This is a genomic window from Massilia brevitalea, assembly GCF_030711405.1.
In the GTDB taxonomy this organism is placed as follows: domain Bacteria; phylum Pseudomonadota; class Gammaproteobacteria; order Burkholderiales; family Burkholderiaceae_D; genus Telluria; species Telluria brevitalea.
Window position 1 is genome coordinate 1 of sequence record NZ_JAULSI010000020.1, and the last position, 24,605, is coordinate 24,605.

Consider the following 24,605-nt stretch of genomic DNA (forward strand, 5'->3'; position numbering starts at 1 on the left):
ACTCTACAGGAAAGAGTGTTGCACTTGGTTTTAGAGACTGCCCTTTCATACAGTTATTCTGCGCAAGTACGCCAGTTTTGCGGGCTATGCTTACTCGTTCCGCACTTGCTTCATCCTGTTGCATTGTTGACGACGCGCTACGCAGGACCTGTACCCAGCTCTTGCCTGTCTTAGATTGTTCCGTTTTCTTAGAGGGCGGAGAGACACGCGGTATTCGCAACTGAGTTAGCGGTTTCAATCCAAACGTCTCGAAGAGTTCTTTTGCTTCTTTTGGTGTCGCAATACGGGCATACGACTTTTCGTAGGTAACTGCTATGCCATTCCAACGCTGAACGAAATTTCTGCACAGATCGCTAGCTGCCGGACCAGTAATGGATGAATGGACGTCGTGCCATGGCATCCGCGGTTGAGCAAGAGAGATTGTCTTACCACTGGCCGGGACAATCTTCCTGACCTTTTGTAGATTGGCGTAGCGCTGTTTGCGTGTATTCGCGGTTTGACTCAGCTGACTCAAGGTTGCAAGCATGAATGTCTTGATCAGTTCGACGCTACTAGACCGTAGCTCTGCTGGAACTTGCTCGAGACTTGCATTGTTTAACCACGCCAGCAGTACTGCTGCAGTATTTGCGGCATAGGCGCCACCAGTTTCGCGCAGCCCTTCTAGCTTGCTTTTTAGCTCTCGATCCATCCGTTGATAAGCCCAACGTGATACGCCCTGAGCGGCGTCAACGGGGACATCCTGCATTTTTCGAATAAATTCAGGCATCAAATCGCCGGTCGTCCACCAGTTGCTGACGACTGCAAGAACATCCTTCACAGAATTGCCAACCGACGTCATCACGTCCTGTACTATTGCGATTGGCTTTGCGGGTGCAGAGCTTCCCCATGCCGCAGCACCGGCAAGCTTTCCATCGAAGCAGGCACAAAACAGCTCAGCGCGTGTCAGATAACCGACCTGATCGACCTTCGAAAGGGTATGGACCGGTGGGATGCAAGTGTTATAGAGCTCGTTTCCTTTCCGCCCGTTCGGGGCCAGAGAAAATCGTCCATCGTCGCGCCGTCCATAGGCCAGATCGATTCCACCGACAAAAGCGCGCTCCTCGTCAATCACCACAAGTTTTTGATGGTGCGAAAAGCCAATCCCTAATGCACCTGCCATATCGCTCTGCGCAATCGCCGGCAATGCGAACGCGCGCGCTGCAGAGTTCAATCCAGCATTCAGCTGAAAGACTGCCAGCATGGTTTCGAAGTCGCCTGTATCGACACCCACCTTGGGCGACAGCCAAGGCATCACGTAGATACGCAGGAGTGGCCGCTGGTCGATCGCCTTTTCCAGATACTGAAACAAGGTCTTTCCGCCCACCAGCTCGACATCGAAATTCACCTGCCATCCTGCGATATAGATCGACTTCTTGGCGCCGTCGATGGCAGCAGCAACGGCAGCAAAATATTCTTCCCCGGTGACATAGAAATCCACCTTGTTGCCACTGGAAGGCTCAGAAAATACGCTTCCCCATGCGATGTCAGGATGCTTTTCGACCGGTACGCCGTCGTGAATGAAAATGCCCGGTGCGGATGTGGCGGCAGCGATGGCTTTACCGTCTTTGGACACCAATTGAGCAATGTGTTTGTTGGTCATGGAAAATCCGCGGGGAGCAATGAATCTCAGGTTTTGACTTTGGGGAAGATGCCGCTTGAGGAGACCGCAAGTGCTTCCTTGGCATAACGCGTTTGCGGCATGGCCCCATCGCCGAAGACAGACACATGCAGGTCGGGACTGAAGTCCGCGGCGTCTAATGCGTGCAGCAGCTTTTCTTTCGCATCCCAGTCAGGCGACTCGGTGCGTACATCGACACGCACGACGTGACCGGGGTAGACGAGCCAGGTACGGTCTGGATGCATTGCATAAGCTGCAGCGAGCGCTTCCTCTTCCGCGCTGCTCAACACGACATTTCCTTTTTCATCCGTCAGCCCTTGTGCAACCAGCTTCTTGTCGTCGATCAGACCAAGGCCATCGGGCATCTCGCCGTACGCAATCTTCCAGGGTGTGTTCGCCAGCGCATGCCCGTTGGGACCAGGCGTATCGGCCAGGCGCATCTTGAATTGCAGAGGACGCTTTTCCAGTTCCGATCTCGGCAGCTTCGGCAGCGGATAATTCAGGTTCGCCGGTTCGATAAAGCTTTTCTTCCCCGCATGGACCGTGATCTTTCCAGGACACTGCACCGTGATATTTCCGCCTTCGATGGTGATGTTGGCGCCCCCCGCCGTGGACAAACTGATGCGCTTCGCTGCAGCCCAGTCGATGTGCGCATTCGCGCTAATGACGTTGATGTCGTCGCGTGCCTGTATCTTCAGCTCATCGCTCTGCGCCTGGATGTCGATGGCATCTTTCGCCGCAATCATCTGCAGTCCGATACCGCTGCCCCCTGGCTTGATTGCTCCACCGAGGACACCGATGGCCTGGCCGGTGTGCACGCGCATCTGCCCACCTGAGACGAATTGCGTATCCTGACCGCTAACGAGGTTGACGGTTTCGCCGTTTGCGAGCTGCAGGCTTTGCCCGGCAACGGCGCCAAAGCCATCCTTCGCTGCGATTGCGATCAGCGGATCGACCAGATGCGGCAATTTGTTATCGCCCGCTGCACGATGACGGGCAGTTGCGTCACTCTCCGCGCCAGCCAGGCTGCCTTGGTCAACCGCGCCTGACAAGGCATGCAACATAGCCGCAAGCGGAGCTGCGTTGTCGTCCAGGACGCTGGCGTTGGCCTTGCTCGCGCCGAGGTGCGCAGCCAGGCCCACCGTCTGGTGTGTCAAGGCAGCCGCGTTCAATGATTGCGCCAGCTGGGTGACCGTCTTCAGCATCGCAATTCCCGCCGCGTTCTCGCCGGCGGCATCGCGCCGCGCTGCGTTATGCGCAACCCCGTAGCTCGAGATCAGCAATCCGCGGCCAGCACGCACGGCGCCATACGCGTCGGTGCGCAGCTCCGCGCCAAGGCCACGGAAACTGCCACGGTAGTTGTCGGACGCGTGGATGAGATGGCCGAGATTCAGTTCGCTGGCGGCATGGGTGCATTTCAGCTGGATCCGCCCCTGCGCATCGGTATCGTCGAACAGCAGCTGGTTGTAGCCCGCGCCGCCGAATTCCTTGCTGCGGATGCCCCACTGCGCCGCCCCATTGTTGTGTCCTGCACTGTCGGCGGATGCGCCATGCCAGACCGGGCTGTTGCCACCGGCAAGATTGCCTTGCGCCGAGGGCATGTGGTCGTGCGCGTGCTTGAAGACCGAGGTATCGCTGTCGCGGTCGCGCCGTCCGCCTGGCGTCGGCAGGATCCCGCCTTGGCCCTGGCCGTTATACAAGGCCCCGACAATGATCGGCCGGTCGATGTCGTTCTCGAGGAATTGCACCATGACTTCTTGTCCGATGCGCGGCAGGAACTGGCTGCCCATGCCGCCGCCGGCGGAACGCTGCGCCACCCGCACCCAGCAACCCGTGGCGCCGTTTTTTTGCCAATGAAAGCGGATACGCACACGGCCCAGGCGGTCGCAAAACAGTTCCTCCGCTCCATTCGGCCTGTCCTGGCCATCCGGGCCGACAACAATCGCGCTTTGCGAACCATGCGCAGTCGGCTTCGCGTTGCTGCGGCCATCGCTTCCGGGCAGTTGCGGACGCCACGGAAACCGGGTTGGTATTGCATCGAAACAGTTGGCGTAGCCCGATTCGGTTGCTTGCGCAACGGCCAGCGCCAGGTCGGCAGGATGCTGGCCAGGCAAGGACTCCTGCAGCAATTCAGGAATCGGGCCGAACAGTTCGGCGAGCGCATTCCGGGCCGAAGGCGGCAGATTGTTCACGCCGATACTCAGCACGCGCAGTACCGTGAATGTTGGCGCTTCCCGGGATGAGCGGCGAGGCATCCCCGTGACGGCCAGTCGCGTACCCGCGCGCAGGGTGCGTACCGTCGAACGCCCGTACCAGCGCTGGACGCGCGCTTCATGCCCTTGCATCTGCAGGTCCGCATAGCGGGTGGCCTGGGCGTGATTCGCGTATGCGTACTGGCCGGGAACGTCGAACGACTCGATCGGCAGCAGTCTGCGCAAGCGTTCGAAATGCGTAGGTGCACTTGCGGCGACAACCAGCTTGGACTTGTAGTTCGAATTCAGTACAGTCAGCAGCGAAATGTGCAGTCGGCGCTCTTCGATGAGCGCCTGTACCGTGTCCTGGGTCTCGACAGGTCCGGCGCCGTGGTAGCGTACGCCGGCGCCGCCAGCACTGCTGGGGTCTTCCGGGACGGCGCTCAACCGGTCGCTTTCTGCAAACAGGACCATGCCAGGTCCGTTTTCGGTCTGCTCGAAGCGCCAGCACAGTCCCTCTCCGGCAAGTATCCTGCGCACGAAATCGAGATCGGATTCGCGGTATTGGCAACAATAGCTGCGTGCCATGGCGCGACCCATGAATTGTCCGGTGTCGCTGCTCCAGCGCCATCGGGCCATTGGGCGATAGGGAGCGAAAACCGAGTCGACAATCTGGATGACGGTCTTGTCCTGCCATACGCGGCTGTTACGCACCTGGCCAAGGCGCCAGGGCCATGGAGCGATCCGTATCCGATAGCGGGCAAATCCTCCGTCGCTACCCAGCATGGCGACTTCATTGATCTCGCCTGCGAAACCGCTGCGCGTACCATCGGCCAGGCTTATTTCCAGCGTCGCCTGCTCCCCGAGCAGGGATTCAAGAGCAACGTGAGCACTGGTGGACAAGACGATGACGTCGCGCATGCCGATCTCCTGCACGGCGTCGTCGGCGTAAAAGGCTTCGACCAGAAGCTCGCTCAGGCCAGGGCGTAGTCGGCCATCTCCGATCCTTAACGCATATAGCCTCGTTGTACTTGAAAACTGCACTAGTTCGGACGTGATTTGTTTCACCAGGTCTGGGCTCATGAACGAATAGGCTCCTGATCGAGTTTTTCAATACGTCACAAAAAAGAAGCGAGCATCGATACCACTGCTGTTTCTTCCTATACCTTGTGTAATGGAAAACGTCAGCCAAGATAGCGCAGTGAAAACGCGAGATTTGGGTCTCTTTTGAACGGTTGAGATGCATCAAGCAGATCGCGAAATCGAGGGCGAATCAGCCACTACGCGAGGATTGCAGCAGGCCTTCATTCAACCCGTGCGATGGTGCTGGGTTGAACTTGGCTACACTGGACAGGTCTACCAGTAGATGCCATTGAGGGCGCCCTTCAAGGCGCCACACACTGCCATGCGAAACTTTTTTCAATCACATTGGAAAGTCATCGTTGCGCTCCTCCTGCTCATCCTGGTGGCGGTCATGACGCTTACCCCGGAAAACGCGGCCGCCGGCTCCAGCCTGGCCGAGCGCATGCGCCAGCACGTAGCTGCCGTCGCTTCCGAGGAACACAACACGCGTCGGCCTGCGCAGCTCGAGCGCGCCGCCATCTACATCGAAACCACGCTGGAGAAGGCCGGCTACACGCCGGCGCGCCAGGAATACGAGGCCGGCGGGCAGAAGGTGCGCAACGTCGAGGTGGCGGTGGCGAACGTGGCGAAGGGAAAGCGGCCGGAACGCATCTTCATCGTCGGCGCGCATTACGATTCGGCGCAAGGCGCGCCCGGCGCCAACGACAATGGCAGCGGCACGGCCGCCGTGCTGGAACTGGCGCGTCTGCTCAAGGCGGTGCAGCCGGCCAGCGGCACCGAAGTGCGCTTCGTGTTCTTCGTGAACGAGGAACCGCCCTTCTTCCTGGGCGACGAAATGGGCAGCATGCAGCATGCGGCCGAGCTGAAGCGGCAGGGCCTGGCGGTCGAGGCCGCGCTGGTACTGGAAACGATGGGCTACTATTCGGATGCGCCGGGCAGCCAGCAGCTGCCGCCGGGACTGGACGGGCAATATCCGGATACCGGGAATTTCATTGTCTTTGTCGGCACGATCGAATCGTCGGCGCTGGTGCGGCAGGCATTGGCGGCGTTCCAGGAAGCGTCGGACTTTCCGGCACAGGGGCTGGCAGCGCCGGCGCATACGATGGGCGTGACGCTGTCGGATCATTCATCCTATAACCGGCATGGGTATCCGGCGCTGATGATTACCGATACGGCCTTCATGCGCTATCCGTATTACCACACGGCGCAGGATACGCCGGACAAGCTGGATTACGACAGCATGGCGCGCGTGGTGGAAGGGTTGGCGAAGACGATTGGGGCGTTGGCGGGGGCGACTCAAGGTTAGCAAAGACGGACTGGTCTTTGCTAGCCGTAAGATATGCAGCCGGTGTACCGCGTGGGCTCAAGAGCCCACCCTACCGCCAATCGACCGTTCAGGTCTATTTGTCCTCGCCGAGGAACATTTCTTGCAGATCGTTGAGGAAGCGCTGGCCCAGGTGGGTTGGTTTGATGAGCTTGAAGTCGCGCGTGAGCAAGCCTTTCGCTTCGGCGGCGTCCAGGGCTTTCGAGATCGCGGTGATGCTCATGCCGGTGCGTTCGCCGAAGAGGTTCGGGTCGAAGCCTTCGGTCAGGCGCAGGGTATTCAGCATGAACTCGAAGCCCATGTCGGCGCGCGCGATTTCGTGTTCTTCCTGCACCGGGTTGCCGCGCTTTGCAGCTTCCATGAAGGAACCGGGCTGCTTGAAGCGCGCCTGGCGCAGGATGCGGTGCGGGAACGAGAGCTTGGAGTGGGCGCCGGCGCCGATGCCGAGGTAGTCGCCGAAGTGCCAGTAGTTCAGGTTGTGGCGCGCGCGCCGGCCGGGCTGGGCATAGGCCGACACTTCATAGTGCTCGTAGCCGGCGGCCGGCATGGTCGCGGCGATCATGTCCTGCATGTCGGCGCTGGCGTCGTCGTCGGGCAAACTCGGCGGGTACTTGGCGAAGACCGTGTTCGGCTCCATGGTCAGGTGGTACAGCGACAGGTGCGGCGGCGCGAACGACAGCGCGGTCTGCAGGTCGTGGCGCGCCTGCGCCAATGTCTGCGAGGGCAGCGCGTACATCAGGTCGAGGTTGAAGTTGTCGAAGGTGCTGTGCGCAATTTCCACCGCGCGCAGCGCTTCGCGCTCGTCGTGGATGCGCCCGAGGGATTTCAGGTGCTCGCCGTTGAAGCTCTGGATGCCGATGGATAAACGGTTGATGCCGCTCTCGCGGTACTGACGGAATTTCTCGACTTCAAAAGTACCCGGATTCGCTTCCATCGTGATCTCGGCGTCGAGTTCCAGCGGCAGCAGCGTGCGCAGGTCCGACATCAAACGGTCCAGGCCCGCGGCCGACATCAGGCTCGGCGTGCCGCCGCCGATGAAGACGGTGTGGATGCGGCGGCCCCAGATCAGGGGCAGCGATTGTTCCAGGTCGAGGCGCAGCGCGTCCAGGTATTCCTTTTCCGGCAATTCGCCCTTGGCCTCGTGCGAATTGAAGTCGCAATACGGGCACTTACGCACGCACCAGGGGAAGTGGATGTACAGCGACAGTGGCGGCAAGGCGGTCAGGTTCAGGGAGCCGGGCTGCAGGTATTGCAGGGCGGCCTGCGCCGGCGAACGTGCTTCGCCGACATTCACGCCGGCGACTTTGATCGGAATCATTTGAGTTTCTCTACCAGTGCGCGCAGGGCCTGGCCGCGGTGCGATTGCGCGTTTTTCTCGGCGGGCGTGAGTTCGGCCGTGGTCTTGCCCAGCGCCGGGATCAGGAAGTACGGGTCGTAGCCAAAGCCGTTCTCGCCGCGTGGGGTGGCGATGATCTCGCCGTCCCAGCGGCCGTCGGCGATGATCGGCTGCGGGTCGTCGGCGTGGCGCACGTAGACCAGCACGCAGTAGTAATAGGCCGACTTGTCGGCTTTATCGGCCAGCTCGGCCACGACCTTCTCGTTGTTGCGGGCGTCGGATTTTGGTTCGCCGGCAAAGCGCGCCGAGTACACGCCGGGGGCGCCGCCGAGGGCGTTGACGCAGACGCCGGAATCGTCGGCCAGGGCCGGCAGGCCGGTCAGGCGCGCGGCATGGCGGGCCTTGGCCAGGGCGTTTTCGACAAAGGTGGCGAACGGCTCCTCCGCCTCGGGCACGTTGAATTCGCCTTGCGGGTGCAGGGTGAAACCGATCGGGCCGAGGATTTGCTGGAATTCCTTCAGTTTGCCGGCGTTGTTCGAGGCGAGGATGAGGCGTTGGGTCATGGTGGTATGCGGGCGGGATGGAGCGAAGGCGGTATTTTACCGCTTGTGGATACGCTGCGCCGCCGATCGCCACGTGCCGATTGGTGCGCCGATGATGGCACGTGCCGATTGGTGCGTTGATGATGGCAACGTGCCGATTGGTGCGCCGATGATGGCAACGTGCCGATTGGTGCGTTGATGATGGCAACGTGCCGATGCGAGGGGCGTAGGGTGGGCACCCCGTGCCCACGCGGAATGATGCGCGGTGGTAGCGAGGATTCAGGCCACAGAACGCGGCATATCGGCAAGGCATCCAAAAGCGTATTGTTGACGTGTCGTCCATGGTTGGTGCCGCGGAGCGAAGCATCCACGCAAGAGGTGCCCGGACAAGCACGTAACCGCGTGGGCACGGAGTGCCCACCGTACGATCAAGGCCGCGGGCTAGAAGATACCCAGCGACTGCTTTTGCAGCCCGATCAAATCCGCAATCCCCGCCTGCGCGAGGTCCAGCAGGCGGTTCATCCCGGCCCGGTCGAACGCCGCCCCTTCCGCCGTCCCCTGCACCTCGATGAAATGCCCGGCTTCATTCATGACCACATTCATGTCGGTATCGCAGCCCGAATCCTCCACATAATCGAGGTCGAGCACCGGCGTGCCTTGAACAACGCCCACCGAGATCGCGGCCACGAAATGCTTCACCGGCACCGCATCCAGCAGGCCGCGTTCCATCAGCCCGGAAAACGCGTCGTAGGCCGCCACCATGGCGCCGGTGATCGAGGCGGTGCGCGTGCCGCCGTCGGCCTGGATCACATCGCAGTCCAGGTGCAGGGTGCGCTCCCCAAACGCTTCCAGATCAAACGCGGCGCGCAGCGAGCGACCGATCAGGCGCTGGATTTCCTGGGTGCGGCCGGACTGCTTGCCGCGCGCGGCTTCGCGGTCCATGCGCGAGTGGGTCGAGCGCGGCAGCATGCCGTATTCGGCGGTCAGCCAGCCCTGGCCCTTCCCTTTCAGGAAGCCCGGCACCTTGTCCTCGATGCTGGCGGTGCAGATCACCTTGGTGTCGCCGCATTCGATCAGCACCGAGCCTTCGGCGTGCTTCGTGTACTGGCGGGTGATGCGGATGGCGCGCAGCTGGTCGACGGCGCGGCCGCTGGGGCGGATGAATGTCATGGCGACCCTGGCTTATTTGAGTAATTGGGACGACTTCTCGATGGCCTGGTTGATCTCGGCGATCGCCTTTTCAATGGCGTCTTCGTCGAAGGGGTCGAGGTCCGGCGCGGCGTCGACGCTGCCGATGGTGCTGCTGACCTGGTCCTCGGGCAGCATCTGGGTCGAAACCACGTTCGGCAGGTGGGCGTCGGCATTCTCCATGCCTTGCCAGGCGATCGCCAGGGCCGTCGTGTTGTCGCAGCGCGGGCCGCCGCGCGCCACGGCGCTGGCCACCAGTTCCGGCACCGCCTGCACCACGCTGCGGGTGGCCAGCTTGCCGACGATCTCCGCATCCGGCACCGAGGACCAGAGGCCGTCCGAGCACAGCAGCAGCACGTCGCCGGTCTGCAGGCCGACCTGCTGCGCGATGTCGACGCGCGGCGGGGTCTGGGCGCCCAGGCAGTTATAGAGCTTGTTGCGGTCGGGGTGGCCGGCGCGGTCCGCCGGGCTGGCCTTGCCCTTGTCGATCAGGTATTCGAGGTGCGAGTGGTCGCGCGTGCAGGCCAGCACCTGGTTGCCGCGCACCCAGTACAGGCGCGAGTCGCCGCAGTGGACCCACAGCGCGCAGTTGTGCTGCACCAGGCAGGCCACCAGCGTGGTGCGCGGCGTGTCGGCCAGGTTGTGGCGCGCGGCGTAGGCGTGGATGTCGCGGTGGGCCTGGGTGATCGCCTCCTCCAGGAAGCGCTCGGGCTTCTTGATGGTGGGGCGCGCCTGCATCTGGAACATCATCGACAGGGTCTGCATCGCGATGGTCGCGGCGATCTCGCCGTGCAGGTGGCCGCCCATGCCGTCGGCCAGCACCAGCAGCAGCGCGTCGCGCGTGAAGCAGTAGCCCATGCGGTCCTGGTTGACGCGGCGGGCGCCGATGTGGCTTTGCTGGTAGACGGAAAACTGCATCGGGGTTCCTTAATCGTTGCTGCCGTTTTTTTCGCGGCCGAAGGCGCCGAGGCGGCCGAACAGGCCGCGCAAGCCGCCCGCGCTGCCGGCCGCAGAATCGGGCGCGGAAGCCGCAGCAGATGCGGGCGCGGCCTCGTCCGCCAGCGGCAGGGCCGGCGCCGTCTGCAGCACCTTCTGCACTTCGAACACGCTGCGCGGGCGCGCCATCGGGTCGAGCGACAGGCAGGCGCGCACCACGCCGGCCAGTTCAGGGGAATAGATGGTGGCCAGGTAGTCGAAGCGCGGCCCCATCTTGTCTTCCTGGCGGCGCGCGTCGGCGGCCTGGGGCGGCCCGCCGCTCATGCAGGAAAACAGCGCGGCGCCGATGCTGTAGATGTCCGACCACGGCCCCAGCGCCGAACCCTTCACGTACAGTTCGGGCGGGGCGAAGCCCGGCGTGTACATCGGCGCCAGCGCCATCAGGTCCTTGTTGATCGCCTGGCGCGCGGCGCCGAAGTCGAGCAGGATCGGCGAGCAGTCGCTGCGCAGGTAGATGTTGGCCGGCTTCAGGTCGAGGTGCAGCAGTTTGTTGGCGTGCACTTCGCGCAGCCCCTGGCAGACGCCCTTGAAGACCTTGCGGATGAAGGTCTCCTTCAGGCGGCTGCCCTTGCCGACCACGCGTGCGATGTGTTCCTGCAGCGAGTGGCCGGATTCGTAGGCCATCACCATGTACACGGTCTCGTTGGCGCGGAAGAAGTTCAGGATGCGCACCACGTTCGGATGCACGATGCGCGCCAGCGCCCGCCCCTCTTCGAAAAAGCATTTCAGGCCGATGCGAAACAGCGGCGCGTTCGGCTTCGGGATGGTCGGCGCCAGCTCGCCCGGCTGGCGCAGCGCGAGCGCGCTCGGCAGGTACTCCTTGATGGCGACCGCACTGCCTTCGGCATCATGTGCAAGATAGACAATACTGAACCCGCCAGACGCGATTTTCTTTACAATGCGATATCCGGCAATCTCCAGCCCATCTGGCAAGGGTGCGTTATTTTGTGCGGCCATACTGAAGAGTTCCTTGCATAACACGGCGATTGTGTGGATAAATGTCGGTCTTGTAAAGAATAATGAGCGTCGGGCAAGGTAAATACGTGCGCATCACGCGTGCCGTTACCCTCAGTCCGGCGCCCTGAAAACCGGGGACTCCATTGAGCATTTCAAGCATGACTGGCTATGCGGTCGCCACCAGCGAAGGCGCTGCCGGCACCCTCACGATCGAAATCAAGAGCGTCAATTCGCGCTTCCTCGATCTTCAGTTCCGCATCAACGACGAGCTGCGTGCGCTTGAACCGGACCTGCGCGCCGCGATCATGGCCGCCATCACGCGCGGCAAGGTCGAGGCCCGCCTGTCCTTTGGCCGCAAGGCTGCCGGCGGCACCCAGGCCCTGAACCAGGAACTGCTGGCCGACCTGGCGCGCCTGCAAAGCGAAGTCAGCCGTTACTTTTCCCAGGCCCAGCCGATGACGGTGGCCGAGCTGCTGCGCTGGCCGGGCGTGGTCGAGGAAGCGCACGTGGGCCAGGAGTCGCTCCAGGCCGACGTCGCCGCCCTCACCGCCCGCACCATCGCCGCTTTCGTCGACAGCCGCAGGCGCGAAGGCGCGGCGCTGGAAGCGATGCTGGTGTCGCGCATCGAGGCGATGGAAGCCATCGTCAAGCGCATCACGCCGCTGATCCCGCAGGTGATTTCGCAGTTCCAGCAAAAGGCCGTCGAGCGCATGCAGGACGCGCTGGGGCTGGCCGGTCATGGCAACCCGTCGGTGCTGAGCCGCCAGGAAGTCTTCGAGCGGATTCGCCAGGAAGTGACGCTGTACGGCATCCGCATCGACGTGTCGGAAGAACTGTCGCGGCTGTCGGCGCACCTGAACGAGACCCGCCATATCCTGAAAAAGGGCGGCCAGGTCGGCAAGCGCCTCGACTTCATGATGCAGGAACTGAACCGCGAGGCGAATACGCTGGGGGCCAAGGCCTCGGTGAAGGAGCTGGCGGATGCGTCGATGGAGCTGAAGCTGCTGATCGAGCAGATGCGTGAGCAGGTGCAGAACCTGGAGTAAATACAATTTGAGATGGCGGTGCGGTTTTGCATCGGCCGGTTGGACGCGTGGGCACGGGGCGCCCACCCTACGCTTGATACGGTAGGGTGGGCGCCCTGTGCCCACGCGGATTTGTACATATGAATAATCGTGCAGCCGATATATGCTGTGCACTACGCATTCAAGAAATAAAGGAACACACCATGCTCACCACCGCCTTCTCCGGCAGCCTGTTCGTCGTCGCCGCCCCATCCGGCGCCGGCAAATCGACCCTGGTCAACGCGCTGCTCAAGCAGGAACCGGGCATCCAGCTGTCGATCTCGACCACCACGCGTCCCCCGCGTCCGGGCGAGGAAGACGGCGTGCATTACCACTTCACCACCGCCGAGGATTTCGAGCGGCGCGCCGACCGCGGCGAATTCCTGGAATGGGCTGAAGTGCACGGTAACTTCTACGGCACCAGCCGCCTGAGCGTGGAAGAGAAAATGAAGACCGGCACCGACATCCTGCTGGAAATCGACTGGCAGGGCGCGCGCCAGGTGCGCAAGCAGTTCCCGGACGCGGCCGGCATCTTCATCCTGCCGCCGTCGATCGCGGCGCTGGAAGAGCGCCTGCACAAGCGCGGCACCGACGAACCGCACATCATCACGCGCCGTTTGCTGGCCGCCGGGGGCGAGATCGCTCACGCTCCCGAGTTCGAATATGCTATCATCAACGAAGAGTTCAATGTCGCCTTGGCCCAGCTACAGGCGATTGTCCAGGCGACACGTTGCCGCTTCGCCCAGCAAGCTGCCCGCAACGCCTCGCTGTTTGCCCAACTGGGTATCCACGCATTGCAACAACCGTAATTTTTCCAGCGTCGCCCGCGCCGCTGCTTCCATCTATTCTGGAGTTACCACCATGGCCCGTATCACCATCGAAGATTGCCTGAAAAACATTCCGAACCGCTTTCAGCTGACCCTGTCGGCGACCTACCGCGCGCGCCAGCTGCTCCAGGGCCACACCCCGAAAGTCGAAGCCAAGGACAAGCCGACCGTCGTTGCCCTGCGCGAAATCGCCGCCGGTAAAGTTGGCATCGAAATGCTGAAAAAAGTACCGATGTAATTTCCGGTACTGTACTGTCAGTCACACCCGACGAACCCGCGGCCCCAACCGCGGGTTCGTCGCATTCGGCAGTCCGTAATTCTGTTATTCTGTCCCTACACTGCGGCTGATCGACATAACGTATGAACCTGTTTCCCCCAGATACGACCCATTCTGGCAATCCTCCTGCCCGCACCAAGCGCCAGGGCAAGCCGCAAGACACTGCCGAGGCGCCTGCCCCCGGCGTAGCCTCGGTCACCCAGCTGATCGAGAAGCTGTCCGACTACCTCACCCCGGCCGAACTCAAGAAAGTTCGCGAAGCCTACCGCTTCTCCGACGAGATGCACCTCGGCCAGGTACGCAAGTCCGGCGAACCGTATATCTCGCACCCGATCGCGGTGGCCGAGATCTGCGCCGAGTGGAAGCTCGATGCGCAAGCCATCATGGCGGCCCTGCTGCACGACGTGATCGAAGACCAGGACGTCAAGAAGGAAGAGCTGATCGAACGCTTCGGCGCGCCGGTGGCGAACCTGGTCGACGGTTTGTCGAAGCTGGAAAAGATCGAGTTCCAGAGTTTGGTGGAAGCGCAGGCGGAAAACTTCCGCAAGATGCTGCTGGCCATGGCGTCGGACGTGCGCGTCATCCTCATCAAACTGGCCGACCGCCTGCACAACATGCGCACCCTCGGCGTGATGGTCCCGGCGAAAAAGCGCCGCATCGCCGGCGAGACGATGGAAGTGTACGTGCCGATCGCGCACCGCCTCGGCCTGAACAACATCTACCGCGAGCTGCAGGACCTGGCCTTTTCGCACCTGTATCCGCTGCGCTACCGCACCCTCACCAAGGCGGTGAAGTCGGCGCGCGGCAACCGGCGCGAAGTGGTCAAGAAGATCCTGGAGTCGGTGAAGCAGACCCTGTCGATGGCCGGCATCCAGGCTGAAGTGTATGGCCGCGAAAAGACCCTGTTCGGCATCTACAAGAAAATGCGCAACAAGCACCTGTCGTTCTCGCAGGTGCTCGACGTGTATGGTTTCCGCGTCGTGGTCGACAACATCCCGAACTGTTACGTGGCGCTCGGCACCCTGCACGGCCTGTACAAGCCGATGCCCGGCAAGTTCAAGGACTACATCGCGATCCGCAAGATCAACGGCTACCAGTCGCTGCATACCACCCTGATCGGCCCCTACGGCACCCCGGTCGAATTCCAGATCCGCACCCAGGACATGCACCGCACCGCGGAAAGCGGCGTGGCGGCGCACTGGCTGTATAAAACCGGCGACCAGAACATGTCGGACCTGCAGCAGCGCACCCATGCCTGGCTGCAGTCGCTGCTCGACATCCAGCAGCAGACCGGCGACTCGGCCGAGTTCCTCGAACACGTGAAGGTCGATCTGTTCCCGGATTCGGTGTACGTGTTCACGCCGAAATCAAAAATCATCGCCCTGCCGCGCGGCGCCACGGCGCTCGACTTCGCCTACTCCATCCACACCGGCATCGGCGACCATTGCGTGGCGGTGAAGATCAACAACGAAGCCCAGCCGCTGCGCACCGAGCTGCACAACGGCGACATCGTGGAAATCGTCACCGACCCGGATTCGCGCCCGAGCCCAACCTGGCTCAGTTACGTGCGCACCGGCAAGGCGCGCTCGGCGATCCGCCACCACCTGCGCACCATCAACGTCAACGAATCGGTGGAGCTCGGCCAGGACCTGCTGGCCCAGGCGCTGGCCGCGCGCGGCGTCACCGGCGAATTGCCGGCCTCGACCATCGAGCGCGTGCTGGCCGAATCCTCGGCCAACACGATGGACGAGCTGTACGCCGACATCGGCATCGGCAAGCGCATGCCGGCGCTGGTGGCGCGCCACATCTTCGGCCTGATGGACGGCGGCGACGACGTTACGCCATCGAACCAGCCGCTCTCGGGCGACATCGACCCGGTGACCATCTACGGCAGCGAAGGCGTGTCGGTTCAGCTGGCGCCGTGCTGCCTGCCGATCCCGGGCGACGGCATCGTCGGCCAGCTGCGCCGCGACCAGGGCCTGGTGGTGCACACCGCCGACTGCCTGCCGGCCAAGCGCCTGCGCGCCAAGGAACCGGACCGCTGGATCGCCGTGCAATGGGGCGAGGAACTGAACCGCCGCTTCGACTGCCGCATCCGTTTGTTGATCAACAACGAGAAGGGCATCCTGGCGCGCGTGGCGGCCGAGATCGGCGAGTCGGACGGCAACATCACCTATGTCGGCATGGACGAGGACGACGAAAACATGATGACGCAGCTGCGCTTCACCATCCAGGTGAAGGACCGCGTGCACCTGGCGCACCTGATCCGCAATTTGCGGCGGGTGGCGGGGGTGAACCGGGTCGAGCGCGAGCGGGGCTGATGGGCTGGCCTGCTGCGCGGAGCCCGCAATGCAGGCCGGTTTGCGTGCTCACAACGCGCGTCGCATGTGCTCCACGCACCACCGCATTTATGGCATAGTAGGATTATGAAAGCACTCAAAAGCAAACTTGCTTCCGAGCTTCTTGCTGACCCTGCGGCGAGCGAGCAATTGCGCCGCTTCCTGGTCAATCGCGAAGTGAGTGGTCAACGCAGGTCGCCTTCTTCCGGCGCATTCGTCGTGCGCGGCAAAGATGGCGTCGTCCGCGTGGAAGCGACCATTGTTCCGAAAGCCGCTAAAGCAGCTTAGGTACAAGCATGAACGTCGCCTTCCCGACGCTCATCCTGTTTCTTGTACTTCTCCCGGGTTTTCTTCTTCGAAACGGCCTGAAACGGGCCGAGCGTAGTTCCGTCGATTTTTCGCCGTTCGGCCAGGTCGTTGCCACTGCCGTGCTGTGGGCCGTCTTCGCCCATCTTGCATGGATGGGCCTGTCATATTCCTGTTTTTCCCGGGCCTTCGAACCGAGCGTGCTCATGCACCTGTTGTCGTCGGTTCCTGCCAGCCAGACAAAAGCCGCACAAGCCGTTGGTGAACAATTCACCTGGATTGCTTTCTATTTCGTCTCACTGTTTGCTGCTTCTGCCATTCTGCCCATTTTCGCGCGCAGGGCGATCTCGACCTACAGGCTGGATCGGGCCGACTCGCGCTGGAGCGGCATATTCCGTTTCCATGATGCGCCCTGGTATTACCTGCTGAGCGGTGTCGATTTTCCCGAAGAAGAACAGCCTGACCTGGTTTTCATTTCCGCCATCGTCGAAGTGGCAAAGGAAGCCGTGCTCTACGTGGGCGTGCTCGATGATTTCTATTTTGATTCAGATGGGCAGCTTGATCGCCTGATTCTCCAGAACGTATCGCGCCGTCCTCTGGCCAGGGACAAAGCCTCGACACAGGTTGAAGGCGCCGACAAGGAACGCTTTTATCCGATCGATGGCGATTATTTTGTCTTGCGCTACAGCGAAGCCGTGACGCTCAACGTTCAGTATGTGAAGTTAACGGCGGCACTCCCACAAGACGACTTGCTTCCTGACGAGACTGTCTGAGATGCGTTGCGTTCAAGAGTTGGCCTTGCACTGCTGAAGAAATCGCCGTTACAGTATGGTCGGCCGCCGCAGTCAGGAATCCGCGCTTTGGCCAGGAACGAAGCGCATCGTCCAGTTGGTTTCCCAGGTCGCGCCGCCATCGTTCGAGAATGCCTGTTCCCAGGTGGGCGATGTGCCTGGCCGCGCCGTCCAGGTGAAGCGCACCTTGATCGGCTGCCCCTCGAATACATCGTCGGCGAAGAACAGGCCGACGTCATCGGCGAACCTGCCCACCACCGGCACATCGAGCGAGGTAGGGTTGCGGCCGTCGAGCCACCAGATCGACCAGGTGCCCGCCTCGGCGCAGTAGGAACGCAAAGCCAGGGCGCGCACCCGTCCGTCCGGGAAGTCGAGGATATTGTCTTCCAGGTTGCCGAAGCCGCCCAGCGTTTTCCTGGTCGATGAATGGCCGGTGAATTCCGTCCATTCGGTGCAACCGCTGAGGCGGGAATTCAGACGGCGGTGCGCGACGTCCCAGTCGCCGATAATGAAATCGAAATCTGTCGGAGCATCCTGGTCCAGCGGCAGCGGCATACGGTACCTCGTAATGGTGGGTTGGATGCAGAGTGTGCCCCGTACCCACGGCTTTGGCAATGCGCGTAGGGTAGTCGGCTATACCCGGGTGCTGGAATAGCCACGGCGCTGGCGCCGTCCACCCTACACTTGGCCGGTATCAGACCCTGGCCAGCGCCAGGATGCGGTCGAAAGCGTCGCAGGCGCCGGCCTGGGCTTCGGCGATCTCTTCCTCGCTGCGCACTTCGGCGCGCAGCGCGCCCATGAAGGCGCGCCAGCGTGGGCCGGGGCCTGCTTCGCCCGAACCGCGCAGGTAGCGCAGCGGGTGCGGCGCGAGTTGCTCGGCCAGGCGTTTATACAGCACCGCGCCGCCCAACTGCGAACCTTCGACCACATAGGCCACGCCCCAGCGCCAGGCGGCGCTGGCCTCTTGCGGCCAGGCCGGCGCCGGCGCAAAATCGGGCGAGCCGAAGCCGGCCAGCGCAGGCTCGGCCAGGTCGGCTTCGATCAAGGACAGGTGTGGCGCCGCCGGCAAGCCGCTGGCGCCTTGCGGACCATCGTCGAACCCGGCCAGCCAGGTTTCCATCGGCGCCAGCCAGGCGCGCAGCAGTTGCAGGTGACAGGCATAGTCTGCCAGGGTGGCGTCGGGCTTCGACAGGGGCAGGCCGCTGTCGAGACGTTCGTGGCGGTCGTTCGTGCCCTGGCGCAGCGCGGCCAGGACGTCGGACTCGCGTGCGGGGTCGTGAGGTCGGTTCATGCCCCCATCTTACCAGCCGCTTGCGCGCCCTGCCGGATCCCGGCGCGGGCGAGGATCAGTCGGCGATCGGTTCCGGATATTCGACGCCGAGGATTTCCAGCTCCTCCACGCCCTGCGGCGTTTGCAGCGTGACGACATCGCCCTCGCGCGCCTTGGTCAGCGCGCGCGCCACCGGCGACACCCAGCTGATGCGCCCGCGCAGCGGATCGAGTTCGTCGACACCGACGATGGTGACCGTGTGCTCTTCGCCCGCTGTATTCGAATAGGAAACAGTCGCGCCAAAAAACACCTGATCGTTTCCATAATGGACACTTGGGTCGACCACGAAGGCCGAGTCCATGCGCTTGGTGAGAAAGCGGATGCGGCGGTCGATTTCGCGCAGGCGGCGCTTGCCGTAGATGTAGTCGCCGTTTTCGGAGCGGTCGCCGTTCGAGGCGGCCCAGTGCACCACGCGCACCACTTCCGGCCGATCGACGTCGATCAGCTGCAGCAGCTCGTCCTTGATGGCCTTGTAGCCGGCGGGCGTGATGTAGTTCTTGGCGCCGGGCGGAATCGCCTGCGCCAGCGCGACGGCGTCGTCGTCGTCGTCGTTGTCGTTCTCTTTTACGAATGCCTTATTCATAAGCTTATTATAAGGATATGGGGCCGGAAGCGCCGCCGGATTGCTTTATTATCCGAAGGATGAAGCCGACGCCTCGCTCTCCTCCTCTCCGCCACCCGCTGCTCGCACCGCTGCTGACGCTTGCAGCGCTGCTGCTCGTGCTGGAAGAATGGCTGTGGCGCGTCGGCAGCCGCCTTGCCAGCGGTATTGCCGACTGGCCGCCGCTGGCCTGGCTGGAGAACGCGGTGCGGCGCCTGCCGCCCTACCCGGCCCTGCTGGTGTTCGCGCTGCCGGGCCTGCTGCTGTTGCCGGTCAAGCTGCTGGCCCTGCTGGCGATTGCCCACGGCCACCCGATGTGGGGCGTGGCCACCTTTGTCGCGGCCAAGCTGGGCGGCGCGGTGGTGGTGGCGCGCCTGTACGTGCTGACCCTGCCATCCTTGCTGGCGCTGGTCTGGTTTGCGCGGTGGCACAATCGCTTCATTATGTACAAAGACCATTTGATTGCCCGCCTGCGCGCCAGCCCGACCTACGTCCGGGTGCGGCGCAGCGTGTCCGCGCTGAGGAGCGGCCTGCGCCGTCACCTGCGTCATTTGCGCCGCCAGCTGCGTCCGTCGGTGCCCTTCGGCAGCCGCCACGCCACGCGCAGCGCGCGCGCCTTGCTCCGCTTCGTGTCGCTCTGGCGCCGGCGCCGGCAATCCACCGAATCCAAACGCCCATGAACACCCCCGCTCCCACCCTTGCCGCCCCGATGCAGGCGGCCACGTCCGAAATGTTCCTGATCGACGCCGCCAGCCTGGCCCTGGTCGACGTGAATGGCGCCGCGCGCCAGAACCTCGGCTATGACAACGACAGCCTGCACGGCGCCAGCGTCGGCCTGGTCGCGCCCGAACTCGACGGCAGCGCCCTGAACGGGCTGCTGGCCGGCCTGGGCGACGAGATCGGCGAGCAGCGCTGCCTGCGCACCCGCCTGCGCCGCGCCGACGGCAGCCTGTATCCGGCCAAGCTGACCTTCTTGCGCATCCAGCGCGACGACCGCGCCCTGCTGCTGGCGATCGGCGACGATTTGTCGCCCGAGCAGGCCGCCGCCACGGCCCTGGCGCAGTCGCAGGCGCGCTTCAACGCCATCGTCGACCACACGCCGGGCCTGGTCTACCAGTTCGTGCTCGGCGCCGACGGCCGCCACGAGTATCCCTACCTGAGCGAAGGCTGCGCCGCCCTGCTCGGCGTGCAGCCGGCGGCGCTGCAGGCCGATCCCGATTTGCTCCTGCGCCTGGTCCTGCCGGAAGACCGCAAGGGTTACCTGGAAACGATGGCGGTCTCGAAGATCAGCCTGTCGGGCTGGAACTGGGAAGGCCGCATCTGGATCGAGGCCTGGAAGGACGTCAAGTGGATCAACCTGCGCGCCACCCCGTATCCGGCGGCGCACGGGGCCGTGCAGTGGGACGGCATCATGACCAACATCACCGAGAGCAAGAACGAGCAGCTCGACGTACTGCGTTCGCGCGCGCGGCTGGCCGAACTCACCGAGCACAGCGAGCAGGTGAAGGAACAGGAACGCGCGCGCATCGCCCGCGAAATCCACGACGACCTGGGCGGCAACCTCAGCGCCATCAAGATGGCCTTGTCGATGCTGAGCGCGCGCCTGCCGCAAGACCCGGTGCTGCAGGAAAAGGCCGCCTACCTCGACAGTCTGGTCGACCGCAGCATCGAGGCCGTGCACCGCATCTCGCTCGATTTGCGGCCGTCCACGCTCGACCTCGGCATCGTCGCCGCCCTGGAATGGCAGGCGCGCGAGTTCGAGAAGACGACCGGCGTCGCCTGCATCTTCCGCAGCGCCGAGCGCGACATCGAGCTCGACCCGGACCATGCCGCGGCCCTGTTCCGCATCTTCCAGGAAGCGCTGACGAACGTCGCCAAGCATGCCGGCGCCAGCCGGGTGACGGTGACGCTGCGCCGTCAGCGCCAGCACCTGACGCTCGTCATTGCGGACAACGGGCGCGGCATGCTGCCGGCCGACCGCCTCAAGCCGCAATCCTTCGGCCTGCGCGGCATGAGCGAGCGGGCGCGGGCGCTGGGCGGCACCTTGAGCTTGTCGGCGGCGCCTGGAGGTGGCACGATGGTGACCATCAAGATCAGGCTGACACTGGCGCCGCCGCGAGATGTGAACGAAAGCAACACGCAACAATGACCGAAAAAGCAACTATCCGTGTCTTCATCGCCGACGACCATGCCATCGTGCGCGAAGGCCTGAAGCAGATCCTGGCCGAGCAGCGCGACATCGTCGTGGCCGGCGAAGCCGAGAACGGGCTTGATGCCGTCAAGCTGTTCCGCCGCGCCAAGCCGCACGTGATGCTGCTCGACATCTCCCTGCCCGACCGCAACGGCATCGAGGTGCTGAAGCAGATCAAGGACGACAAACCGGAGCTGGCGGTGCTGATGCTGTCGATGCACCGCGAAGACCAGTATGCGATCCGCGCGCTGAAGGCGGGCGCCGCGGGTTACCTCACCAAGCAGAGCGCGCCGCGCGAGCTGGTGCAGGCGATCCGCCAGGTGGCGGGCGGCCAGAAGTACGTCAGCGCGGCCCTGGCCCAGGCGCTGGCGAACAGCGTCGGCAGCGACCATGAGGCGCCGGTGCACGACAGTTTGTCGGACCGCGAATTCCAGACCCTGACCATGATCGCCTCGGGCAAGACGGTGAGCGAGATCGCGCGCGAACTGTCGCTGTCGGTGAAAACCATCAGCGAATACCGCGCGCGCCTGTTGTCGAAGATGAACCTGAAAACCAGTGCGGAACTGACCACCTACGCGATCCGGAACCAGCTTGTGGAATAAAGGGAACATTAGCGTCAAGTAAGAGGTCTTTTGCCCTCTATTTGCGTAATGACGTAAGGAAAAACTGCTTATCATTACGCCAAACTTAAAATACTTGCGCTGTAACATGTCCAATCCGTCCACCCCGCTTGTCCAGAGTCCTGTCGAGATCGCCCGCGAGGCCTTCCGCCGCCTCGCCACCCGCCGCATCGCGCCCACCCCCGAGGCCTATGCCGAGATCTACAACGAGATCGCCGGGCTGCCGAAACCGGCTGCGGTATCTGCCCAAGCGGCGCCCCAGGCCCCGGCCCAGGCGGCCGTCCCGGCGCCGGTCCAGGCAAGCCGCCAGGCCATCCCGCTGACCGGCCCCGCGCCCGAGGAAGTGCTGGCCGGGTTCGCCACCCAGATTACCGATACGCCGGGCGAACTGGCCGAATACGGCCGCCGCCTGAACCACGCCGTGAAAGGACGCGATTGGGAAGCCTATGCGCGCGCCCTGTCCCAGCTGGTCGAAAAGCACCTGCGGCGCGGCATTCCGCCCGGCGTCACCTATGGCATGGAAAGCCGCGACACGGTCCTGCTGCGCGAACTGCTGAGCCGGACGCTGGCTTTTGCCCTGGCTTCGCTGCTGCCGGCGAAGTCGGCCCTGGCCACCGAGGCCGAGTCGCTCGGCGCGGCAGTCAAGATCGCGCACAGCGAAGCGGCGCTGCAGGAAATCGCGGCGCGCCTGAAGGAACTCTGCTTCCAGATCGAACTGCACAGCGGCGACTCGGGCGAGCAGCAGGAACTGCTGCTGCGCCTGTTCAAGCTGCTGCTGGAAAACGTCAGCGAACTGCTGGACGACGACAGCTGGATGCGCGGCCAGATCGCCGCCGTGCAGGACCTGATCGCCGGCCCGATCGACGCCCGCGCGCTGGAAGACGCCACACGCAGCCTGAAGGACGTGATCTACAAGCAGGGCCAGTTGAAGCACGGCCTGGCGGACGTGAAGTCGACCGTCAAGAACATGATGATGACCTTCATCGACCGCCTCGGCTCGGTGGCGGCCTCGACCGGCGACTTCAGCGACAAGCTCGGTGGATTTTCCGAGCGCATCCGCCACGCCGGCGACATTGGCGAGCTGAACGAGGTGCTCGACGAGGTGCTGCGCGAAACCCGGCAAGCCCAGGCCGAGGCCCTGGCCTCGCGCGACCGCATGCTGGCCGCGCACCAGGAAGTGCAGGAAGCCGAAGTCCGCATCAAGGAACTCGAAGCCAGGCTCCAGCACCTGAGCGAACTGGTGCGCGAAGACCAGCTCACCGGCACCCTGAACCGGCGCGGCCTGGACGACGTGTTCGAGCGCGAAAGCGCGCGCGCCGACCGCCGCGGCTCACCGCTGTGCGTGGCCCTGCTCGACCTCGACAACTTCAAGAAGCTGAACGATACCTACGGCCACCTGGCCGGCGACAACGCCCTGCGCCACCTGGCGAGGGTCGTGAAAGGCACGCTGCGCTCGATCGACGTGATCGCCCGTTTCGGCGGCGAGGAATTCATGATCCTGATGACCGACACCACGGTGGAATCAGCCGTGCAGACCATGGTGCGCCTGCAGCGCGAGCTGACCAAGCACTTCTTCCTGCACGATAACGAGAAGCTGCTGATTACCTTTTCGGCCGGCGTGGCCCTGCGCCTGCCGAACGAAGACCAGGCGACCTTGCTGGCGCGGGTGGACAAGGCGATGTACCAGGCCAAGCAGAGCGGGAAGAACCGGGTGGTGGTGGCGGACTGAGCCAGCCGCCCGGCGGCCTGGTCAGGCTTCGGACAGTGCGCGGTAATGGGCCGCGCGCCCGGCATCGCCGCGGCTCTCGTACAGCAGCGCCAGGTTGTGGGCGGCCAACACGCCACCACGGCCGCTGACCGCGCCCTCCATGTCGGGCTGCTCGCCCAGTTCCAGGCACGTCAGCCAGCTGGCCTCGATCATCGGCAACAGCTCGTCGGCCCGCTCGGGCTGGCAATGGGCGAGGTCGAGCAACAAGTCCCCCAGGACAAAGTGGTAGTCCGGCGAATCGTGCCAGTTTGCCATTTCAAGCTCGGCCAACTGGACCGCCAATGCATGTTCTTTCCCCATCTTCAAGGAAAACAGCGCCCGCACCACCAGGTCATGGCGCCAGGCGTCGCCCGGCTGCGCCAGCTCCAGCGCACGCAGGTAGTGGCCGGCGGCGGCGCCATACGCGCCGCGTGCCTCGTCGAGCTTGCCGGCCTGGTAGAGCAGGCCGGCATCGTCGGGGGCGGCCGCCAGCGCCGCGGCCACCAGCTGCGCGCGCTGCGCATTCCTGGCGGCGCGTCCGGCCTGGCGCATGCCGTCGTTGTGGATCGGCAGCGCGATGCGCTGGCGCGGCAAGGCGCTTACCGGCGCCTCGTTCACCGTGCCGGCATAGCGCACGTCGCCGGGCAGCAGGCGCGCACGCCACGTGGTCGCGGCCAGCGTGCGCCCCGCCAGGTCGAAGGCCAGGCGCACCGGCAGCAAGCCGATCAGCGGCTCGCCGGCGCAGGCCTGGGCCAGCAGGCGCGCGCCGCCGGCATCGGCGGCCAGCCACTCGTCGGCGTCCAGTACCAGGTTCCAGCGCGCACCCGACAGGGCCAGCGCCGCATTGCGGGCGGCGGCGAAATCGCCGGTCCAGGTGAATTGCTCCACCCGCGCGCCGTGTTCGGCGGCGATGCGCGCGGTGGCGTCGGCGGAACCGGTATCGAGCACGATCATCGTGTCGACGACAGGTCGCGCCGACTCCAGGCAACGCGCAATATGCCGGGCCTCGTCGCGCGCGATCACTACCAATGCCAGTTGCCCCATGTCTCTGCTCCCTCAGGTTGGAATCTTGTCTTGCTGCTCTGAATAATTATACGTCCGGGCCCGGCGCGGCGGCCTTTTTGCGGGCCGGCCGGGGCGCCGCGAAAAAAATTTGAAAAAAGTTCGTTCTGGGTATCAACTTTTTCGAATCCCTTCCGTTACCTGATTCAACTGCAGTGAGATTGTCATTCAAAAG

The 24,605-nt window shown here is 63.6% G+C and carries 21 protein-coding genes and 1 pseudogene; 11 read left to right on the top strand and 11 right to left on the bottom strand.

Annotation, left to right across the window (positions count from 1 at the left end):
• A pseudogene (locus QWL29_RS13990) lies at positions 1–1,639 on the bottom strand (phospholipase D-like domain-containing protein); the annotation flags it as partial.
• 26 nt (positions 1,640–1,665) lie between these two features.
• Entirely contained in the window at positions 1,666–4,932 is a 3,267-nt protein-coding gene (locus QWL29_RS13995; protein WP_305823494.1) for a type VI secretion system Vgr family protein, read from the bottom strand.
• Positions 4,933–5,323: 391 nt separating this feature from the next.
• Between QWL29_RS13995 and QWL29_RS14000 the strand changes: the two genes are divergently transcribed.
• Positions 5,324–6,238: a M28 family peptidase gene (locus QWL29_RS14000; protein WP_305823495.1), complete on the top strand. Its 915-nt coding sequence runs from the start codon at positions 5,324–5,326 to the stop codon at positions 6,236–6,238.
• Positions 6,239–6,332: 94 nt separating this feature from the next.
• On the opposite strand, the gene hemW is transcribed toward QWL29_RS14000, so the two are convergent.
• The 5 genes from hemW to QWL29_RS14025 all read right to left on the bottom strand — a co-directional run bounded on the left by hemW (position 6,333) and on the right by QWL29_RS14025 (position 11,275).
• Entirely contained in the window at positions 6,333–7,574 is a 1,242-nt protein-coding gene (gene hemW, locus QWL29_RS14005) for a radical SAM family heme chaperone HemW (protein ID WP_305823496.1), read from the bottom strand.
• Positions 7,571–8,155, bottom strand: coding sequence for an RdgB/HAM1 family non-canonical purine NTP pyrophosphatase (rdgB, locus tag QWL29_RS14010; protein WP_305823497.1), 585 nt, complete (start codon positions 8,153–8,155; stop codon positions 7,571–7,573). Before rdgB ends, hemW begins: the two co-directional genes overlap by 4 nt.
• 420 nt (positions 8,156–8,575) lie before the next feature.
• On the bottom strand, positions 8,576–9,304 hold the full coding sequence (gene rph / locus QWL29_RS14015; RefSeq protein ID WP_305823498.1) for a ribonuclease PH: 729 nt from the start codon (positions 9,302–9,304) through the stop codon (positions 8,576–8,578).
• A gap of 12 nt (positions 9,305–9,316) precedes the next feature.
• Positions 9,317–10,240, bottom strand: coding sequence for a PP2C family protein-serine/threonine phosphatase (locus tag QWL29_RS14020; RefSeq protein ID WP_305823499.1), 924 nt, complete (start codon positions 10,238–10,240; stop codon positions 9,317–9,319).
• Positions 10,241–10,249: 9 nt separating this feature from the next.
• Positions 10,250–11,275, bottom strand: coding sequence for a serine/threonine protein kinase (locus QWL29_RS14025; RefSeq protein WP_305823500.1), 1,026 nt, complete (start codon positions 11,273–11,275; stop codon positions 10,250–10,252).
• Positions 11,276–11,433: 158 nt separating this feature from the next.
• On the opposite strand from QWL29_RS14025, the gene QWL29_RS14030 reads away from it, so the two are divergent.
• From QWL29_RS14030 to QWL29_RS14055, 6 genes are all read left to right on the top strand, one after another.
• Positions 11,434–12,321 (top strand): YicC/YloC family endoribonuclease, encoded by an 888-nt coding sequence (locus tag QWL29_RS14030; protein WP_305823501.1) that lies wholly within the window; start codon positions 11,434–11,436, stop codon positions 12,319–12,321.
• A gap of 182 nt (positions 12,322–12,503) precedes the next feature.
• Positions 12,504–13,148: a guanylate kinase gene (gmk, locus tag QWL29_RS14035; RefSeq protein WP_305823502.1), complete on the top strand. Its 645-nt coding sequence runs from the start codon at positions 12,504–12,506 to the stop codon at positions 13,146–13,148.
• 52 nt (positions 13,149–13,200) lie between these two features.
• Entirely contained in the window at positions 13,201–13,404 is a 204-nt protein-coding gene (gene rpoZ, locus QWL29_RS14040; RefSeq protein ID WP_123069763.1) for a DNA-directed RNA polymerase subunit omega, read from the top strand.
• 122 nt (positions 13,405–13,526) lie between these two features.
• Positions 13,527–15,764: a RelA/SpoT family protein gene (locus QWL29_RS14045; protein WP_305823503.1), complete on the top strand. Its 2,238-nt coding sequence runs from the start codon at positions 13,527–13,529 to the stop codon at positions 15,762–15,764.
• A gap of 105 nt (positions 15,765–15,869) precedes the next feature.
• Positions 15,870–16,070, top strand: a complete 201-nt coding sequence (locus QWL29_RS14050) for a hypothetical protein (RefSeq protein WP_305823504.1) — start codon at positions 15,870–15,872, stop codon at positions 16,068–16,070.
• 8 nt (positions 16,071–16,078) lie between these two features.
• Positions 16,079–16,861, top strand: a complete 783-nt coding sequence (locus tag QWL29_RS14055; protein WP_305823505.1) for a hypothetical protein — start codon at positions 16,079–16,081, stop codon at positions 16,859–16,861.
• Positions 16,862–16,933: 72 nt separating this feature from the next.
• On the opposite strand, the gene QWL29_RS14060 is transcribed toward QWL29_RS14055, so the two are convergent.
• From QWL29_RS14060 to greB, 3 genes are all read right to left on the bottom strand, one after another.
• Positions 16,934–17,434 carry a DUF1579 domain-containing protein gene (locus QWL29_RS14060; protein WP_305823506.1) on the bottom strand — a complete coding sequence of 167 codons (501 nt, stop codon included), beginning with the start codon at positions 17,432–17,434 and terminating at the stop codon, positions 16,934–16,936.
• 139 nt (positions 17,435–17,573) lie between these two features.
• The gene (locus QWL29_RS14065) at positions 17,574–18,170 is read right to left on the bottom strand and encodes a biliverdin-producing heme oxygenase (RefSeq protein WP_305823507.1); all 597 of its coding nucleotides are present in this window, start codon (positions 18,168–18,170) and stop codon (positions 17,574–17,576) included.
• Positions 18,171–18,225: 55 nt separating this feature from the next.
• On the bottom strand, positions 18,226–18,792 hold the full coding sequence (gene greB, locus QWL29_RS14070) for a transcription elongation factor GreB (protein WP_305823508.1): 567 nt from the start codon (positions 18,790–18,792) through the stop codon (positions 18,226–18,228).
• 59 nt (positions 18,793–18,851) lie between these two features.
• Between greB and QWL29_RS14075 the strand changes: the two genes are divergently transcribed.
• From QWL29_RS14075 to QWL29_RS14090, 4 genes are all read left to right on the top strand, one after another.
• Positions 18,852–19,490, top strand: coding sequence for a hypothetical protein (locus QWL29_RS14075; RefSeq protein ID WP_305823509.1), 639 nt, complete (start codon positions 18,852–18,854; stop codon positions 19,488–19,490).
• Positions 19,487–20,959 carry a sensor histidine kinase gene (locus QWL29_RS14080; RefSeq protein ID WP_305823510.1) on the top strand — a complete coding sequence of 491 codons (1,473 nt, stop codon included), beginning with the start codon at positions 19,487–19,489 and terminating at the stop codon, positions 20,957–20,959. Before QWL29_RS14075 ends, QWL29_RS14080 begins: the two co-directional genes overlap by 4 nt.
• Positions 20,956–21,603, top strand: coding sequence for a response regulator (locus tag QWL29_RS14085; protein WP_229438392.1), 648 nt, complete (start codon positions 20,956–20,958; stop codon positions 21,601–21,603). The genes QWL29_RS14080 and QWL29_RS14085 overlap by 4 nt, the downstream gene beginning before the upstream one ends.
• 106 nt (positions 21,604–21,709) lie before the next feature.
• Complete coding sequence (locus QWL29_RS14090; protein ID WP_305823511.1) at positions 21,710–23,350, top strand: GGDEF domain-containing protein; 1,641 nt, start codon at positions 21,710–21,712, stop codon at positions 23,348–23,350.
• A 21-nt stretch (positions 23,351–23,371) separates the two neighbouring features.
• Here the strand turns inward: QWL29_RS14090 and QWL29_RS14095 are convergent, their stop codons facing one another.
• Entirely contained in the window at positions 23,372–24,412 is a 1,041-nt protein-coding gene (locus QWL29_RS14095; RefSeq protein WP_305823512.1) for a glycosyltransferase, read from the bottom strand.
• Between the last annotated feature and the right edge of the window lie 193 nt (positions 24,413–24,605).

What these genes read in the sequence shown, in the direction of transcription:
- hemW (WP_305823496.1), bottom strand. Translation starts at nt 7,574, where the DNA reads ATGATTCCGATCAAAGTCGCCGGCGTGAATGTCGGCGAAGCACGTTCG.
- QWL29_RS14095 (WP_305823512.1), bottom strand. Translation starts at nt 24,412, where the DNA reads ATGGGGCAACTGGCATTGGTAGTGATCGCGCGCGACGAGGCCCGGCAT.
- QWL29_RS14075 (WP_305823509.1), top strand. Translation starts at nt 18,852, where the DNA reads ATGAAGCCGACGCCTCGCTCTCCTCCTCTCCGCCACCCGCTGCTCGCA.
- QWL29_RS14060 (WP_305823506.1), bottom strand. Translation starts at nt 17,434, where the DNA reads ATGCCGCTGCCGCTGGACCAGGATGCTCCGACAGATTTCGATTTCATT.
- QWL29_RS14050 (WP_305823504.1), top strand. Translation starts at nt 15,870, where the DNA reads ATGAAAGCACTCAAAAGCAAACTTGCTTCCGAGCTTCTTGCTGACCCT.
- rph (WP_305823498.1), bottom strand. Translation starts at nt 9,304, where the DNA reads ATGACATTCATCCGCCCCAGCGGCCGCGCCGTCGACCAGCTGCGCGCC.
- greB (WP_305823508.1), bottom strand. Translation starts at nt 18,792, where the DNA reads ATGAATAAGGCATTCGTAAAAGAGAACGACAACGACGACGACGACGAC.
- rpoZ (WP_123069763.1), top strand. Translation starts at nt 13,201, where the DNA reads ATGGCCCGTATCACCATCGAAGATTGCCTGAAAAACATTCCGAACCGC.
- rdgB (WP_305823497.1), bottom strand. Translation starts at nt 8,155, where the DNA reads ATGACCCAACGCCTCATCCTCGCCTCGAACAACGCCGGCAAACTGAAG.
- QWL29_RS14090 (WP_305823511.1), top strand. Translation starts at nt 21,710, where the DNA reads ATGTCCAATCCGTCCACCCCGCTTGTCCAGAGTCCTGTCGAGATCGCC.
- QWL29_RS14000 (WP_305823495.1), top strand. Translation starts at nt 5,324, where the DNA reads ATGACGCTTACCCCGGAAAACGCGGCCGCCGGCTCCAGCCTGGCCGAG.
- QWL29_RS14065 (WP_305823507.1), bottom strand. Translation starts at nt 18,170, where the DNA reads ATGAACCGACCTCACGACCCCGCACGCGAGTCCGACGTCCTGGCCGCG.
- QWL29_RS14045 (WP_305823503.1), top strand. Translation starts at nt 13,527, where the DNA reads ATGAACCTGTTTCCCCCAGATACGACCCATTCTGGCAATCCTCCTGCC.
- QWL29_RS14055 (WP_305823505.1), top strand. Translation starts at nt 16,079, where the DNA reads ATGAACGTCGCCTTCCCGACGCTCATCCTGTTTCTTGTACTTCTCCCG.
- QWL29_RS13995 (WP_305823494.1), bottom strand. Translation starts at nt 4,932, where the DNA reads ATGAGCCCAGACCTGGTGAAACAAATCACGTCCGAACTAGTGCAGTTT.
- gmk (WP_305823502.1), top strand. Translation starts at nt 12,504, where the DNA reads ATGCTCACCACCGCCTTCTCCGGCAGCCTGTTCGTCGTCGCCGCCCCA.
- QWL29_RS14025 (WP_305823500.1), bottom strand. Translation starts at nt 11,275, where the DNA reads ATGGCCGCACAAAATAACGCACCCTTGCCAGATGGGCTGGAGATTGCC.
- QWL29_RS14085 (WP_229438392.1), top strand. Translation starts at nt 20,956, where the DNA reads ATGACCGAAAAAGCAACTATCCGTGTCTTCATCGCCGACGACCATGCC.
- QWL29_RS14030 (WP_305823501.1), top strand. Translation starts at nt 11,434, where the DNA reads ATGACTGGCTATGCGGTCGCCACCAGCGAAGGCGCTGCCGGCACCCTC.
- QWL29_RS14080 (WP_305823510.1), top strand. Translation starts at nt 19,487, where the DNA reads ATGAACACCCCCGCTCCCACCCTTGCCGCCCCGATGCAGGCGGCCACG.
- QWL29_RS14020 (WP_305823499.1), bottom strand. Translation starts at nt 10,240, where the DNA reads ATGCAGTTTTCCGTCTACCAGCAAAGCCACATCGGCGCCCGCCGCGTC.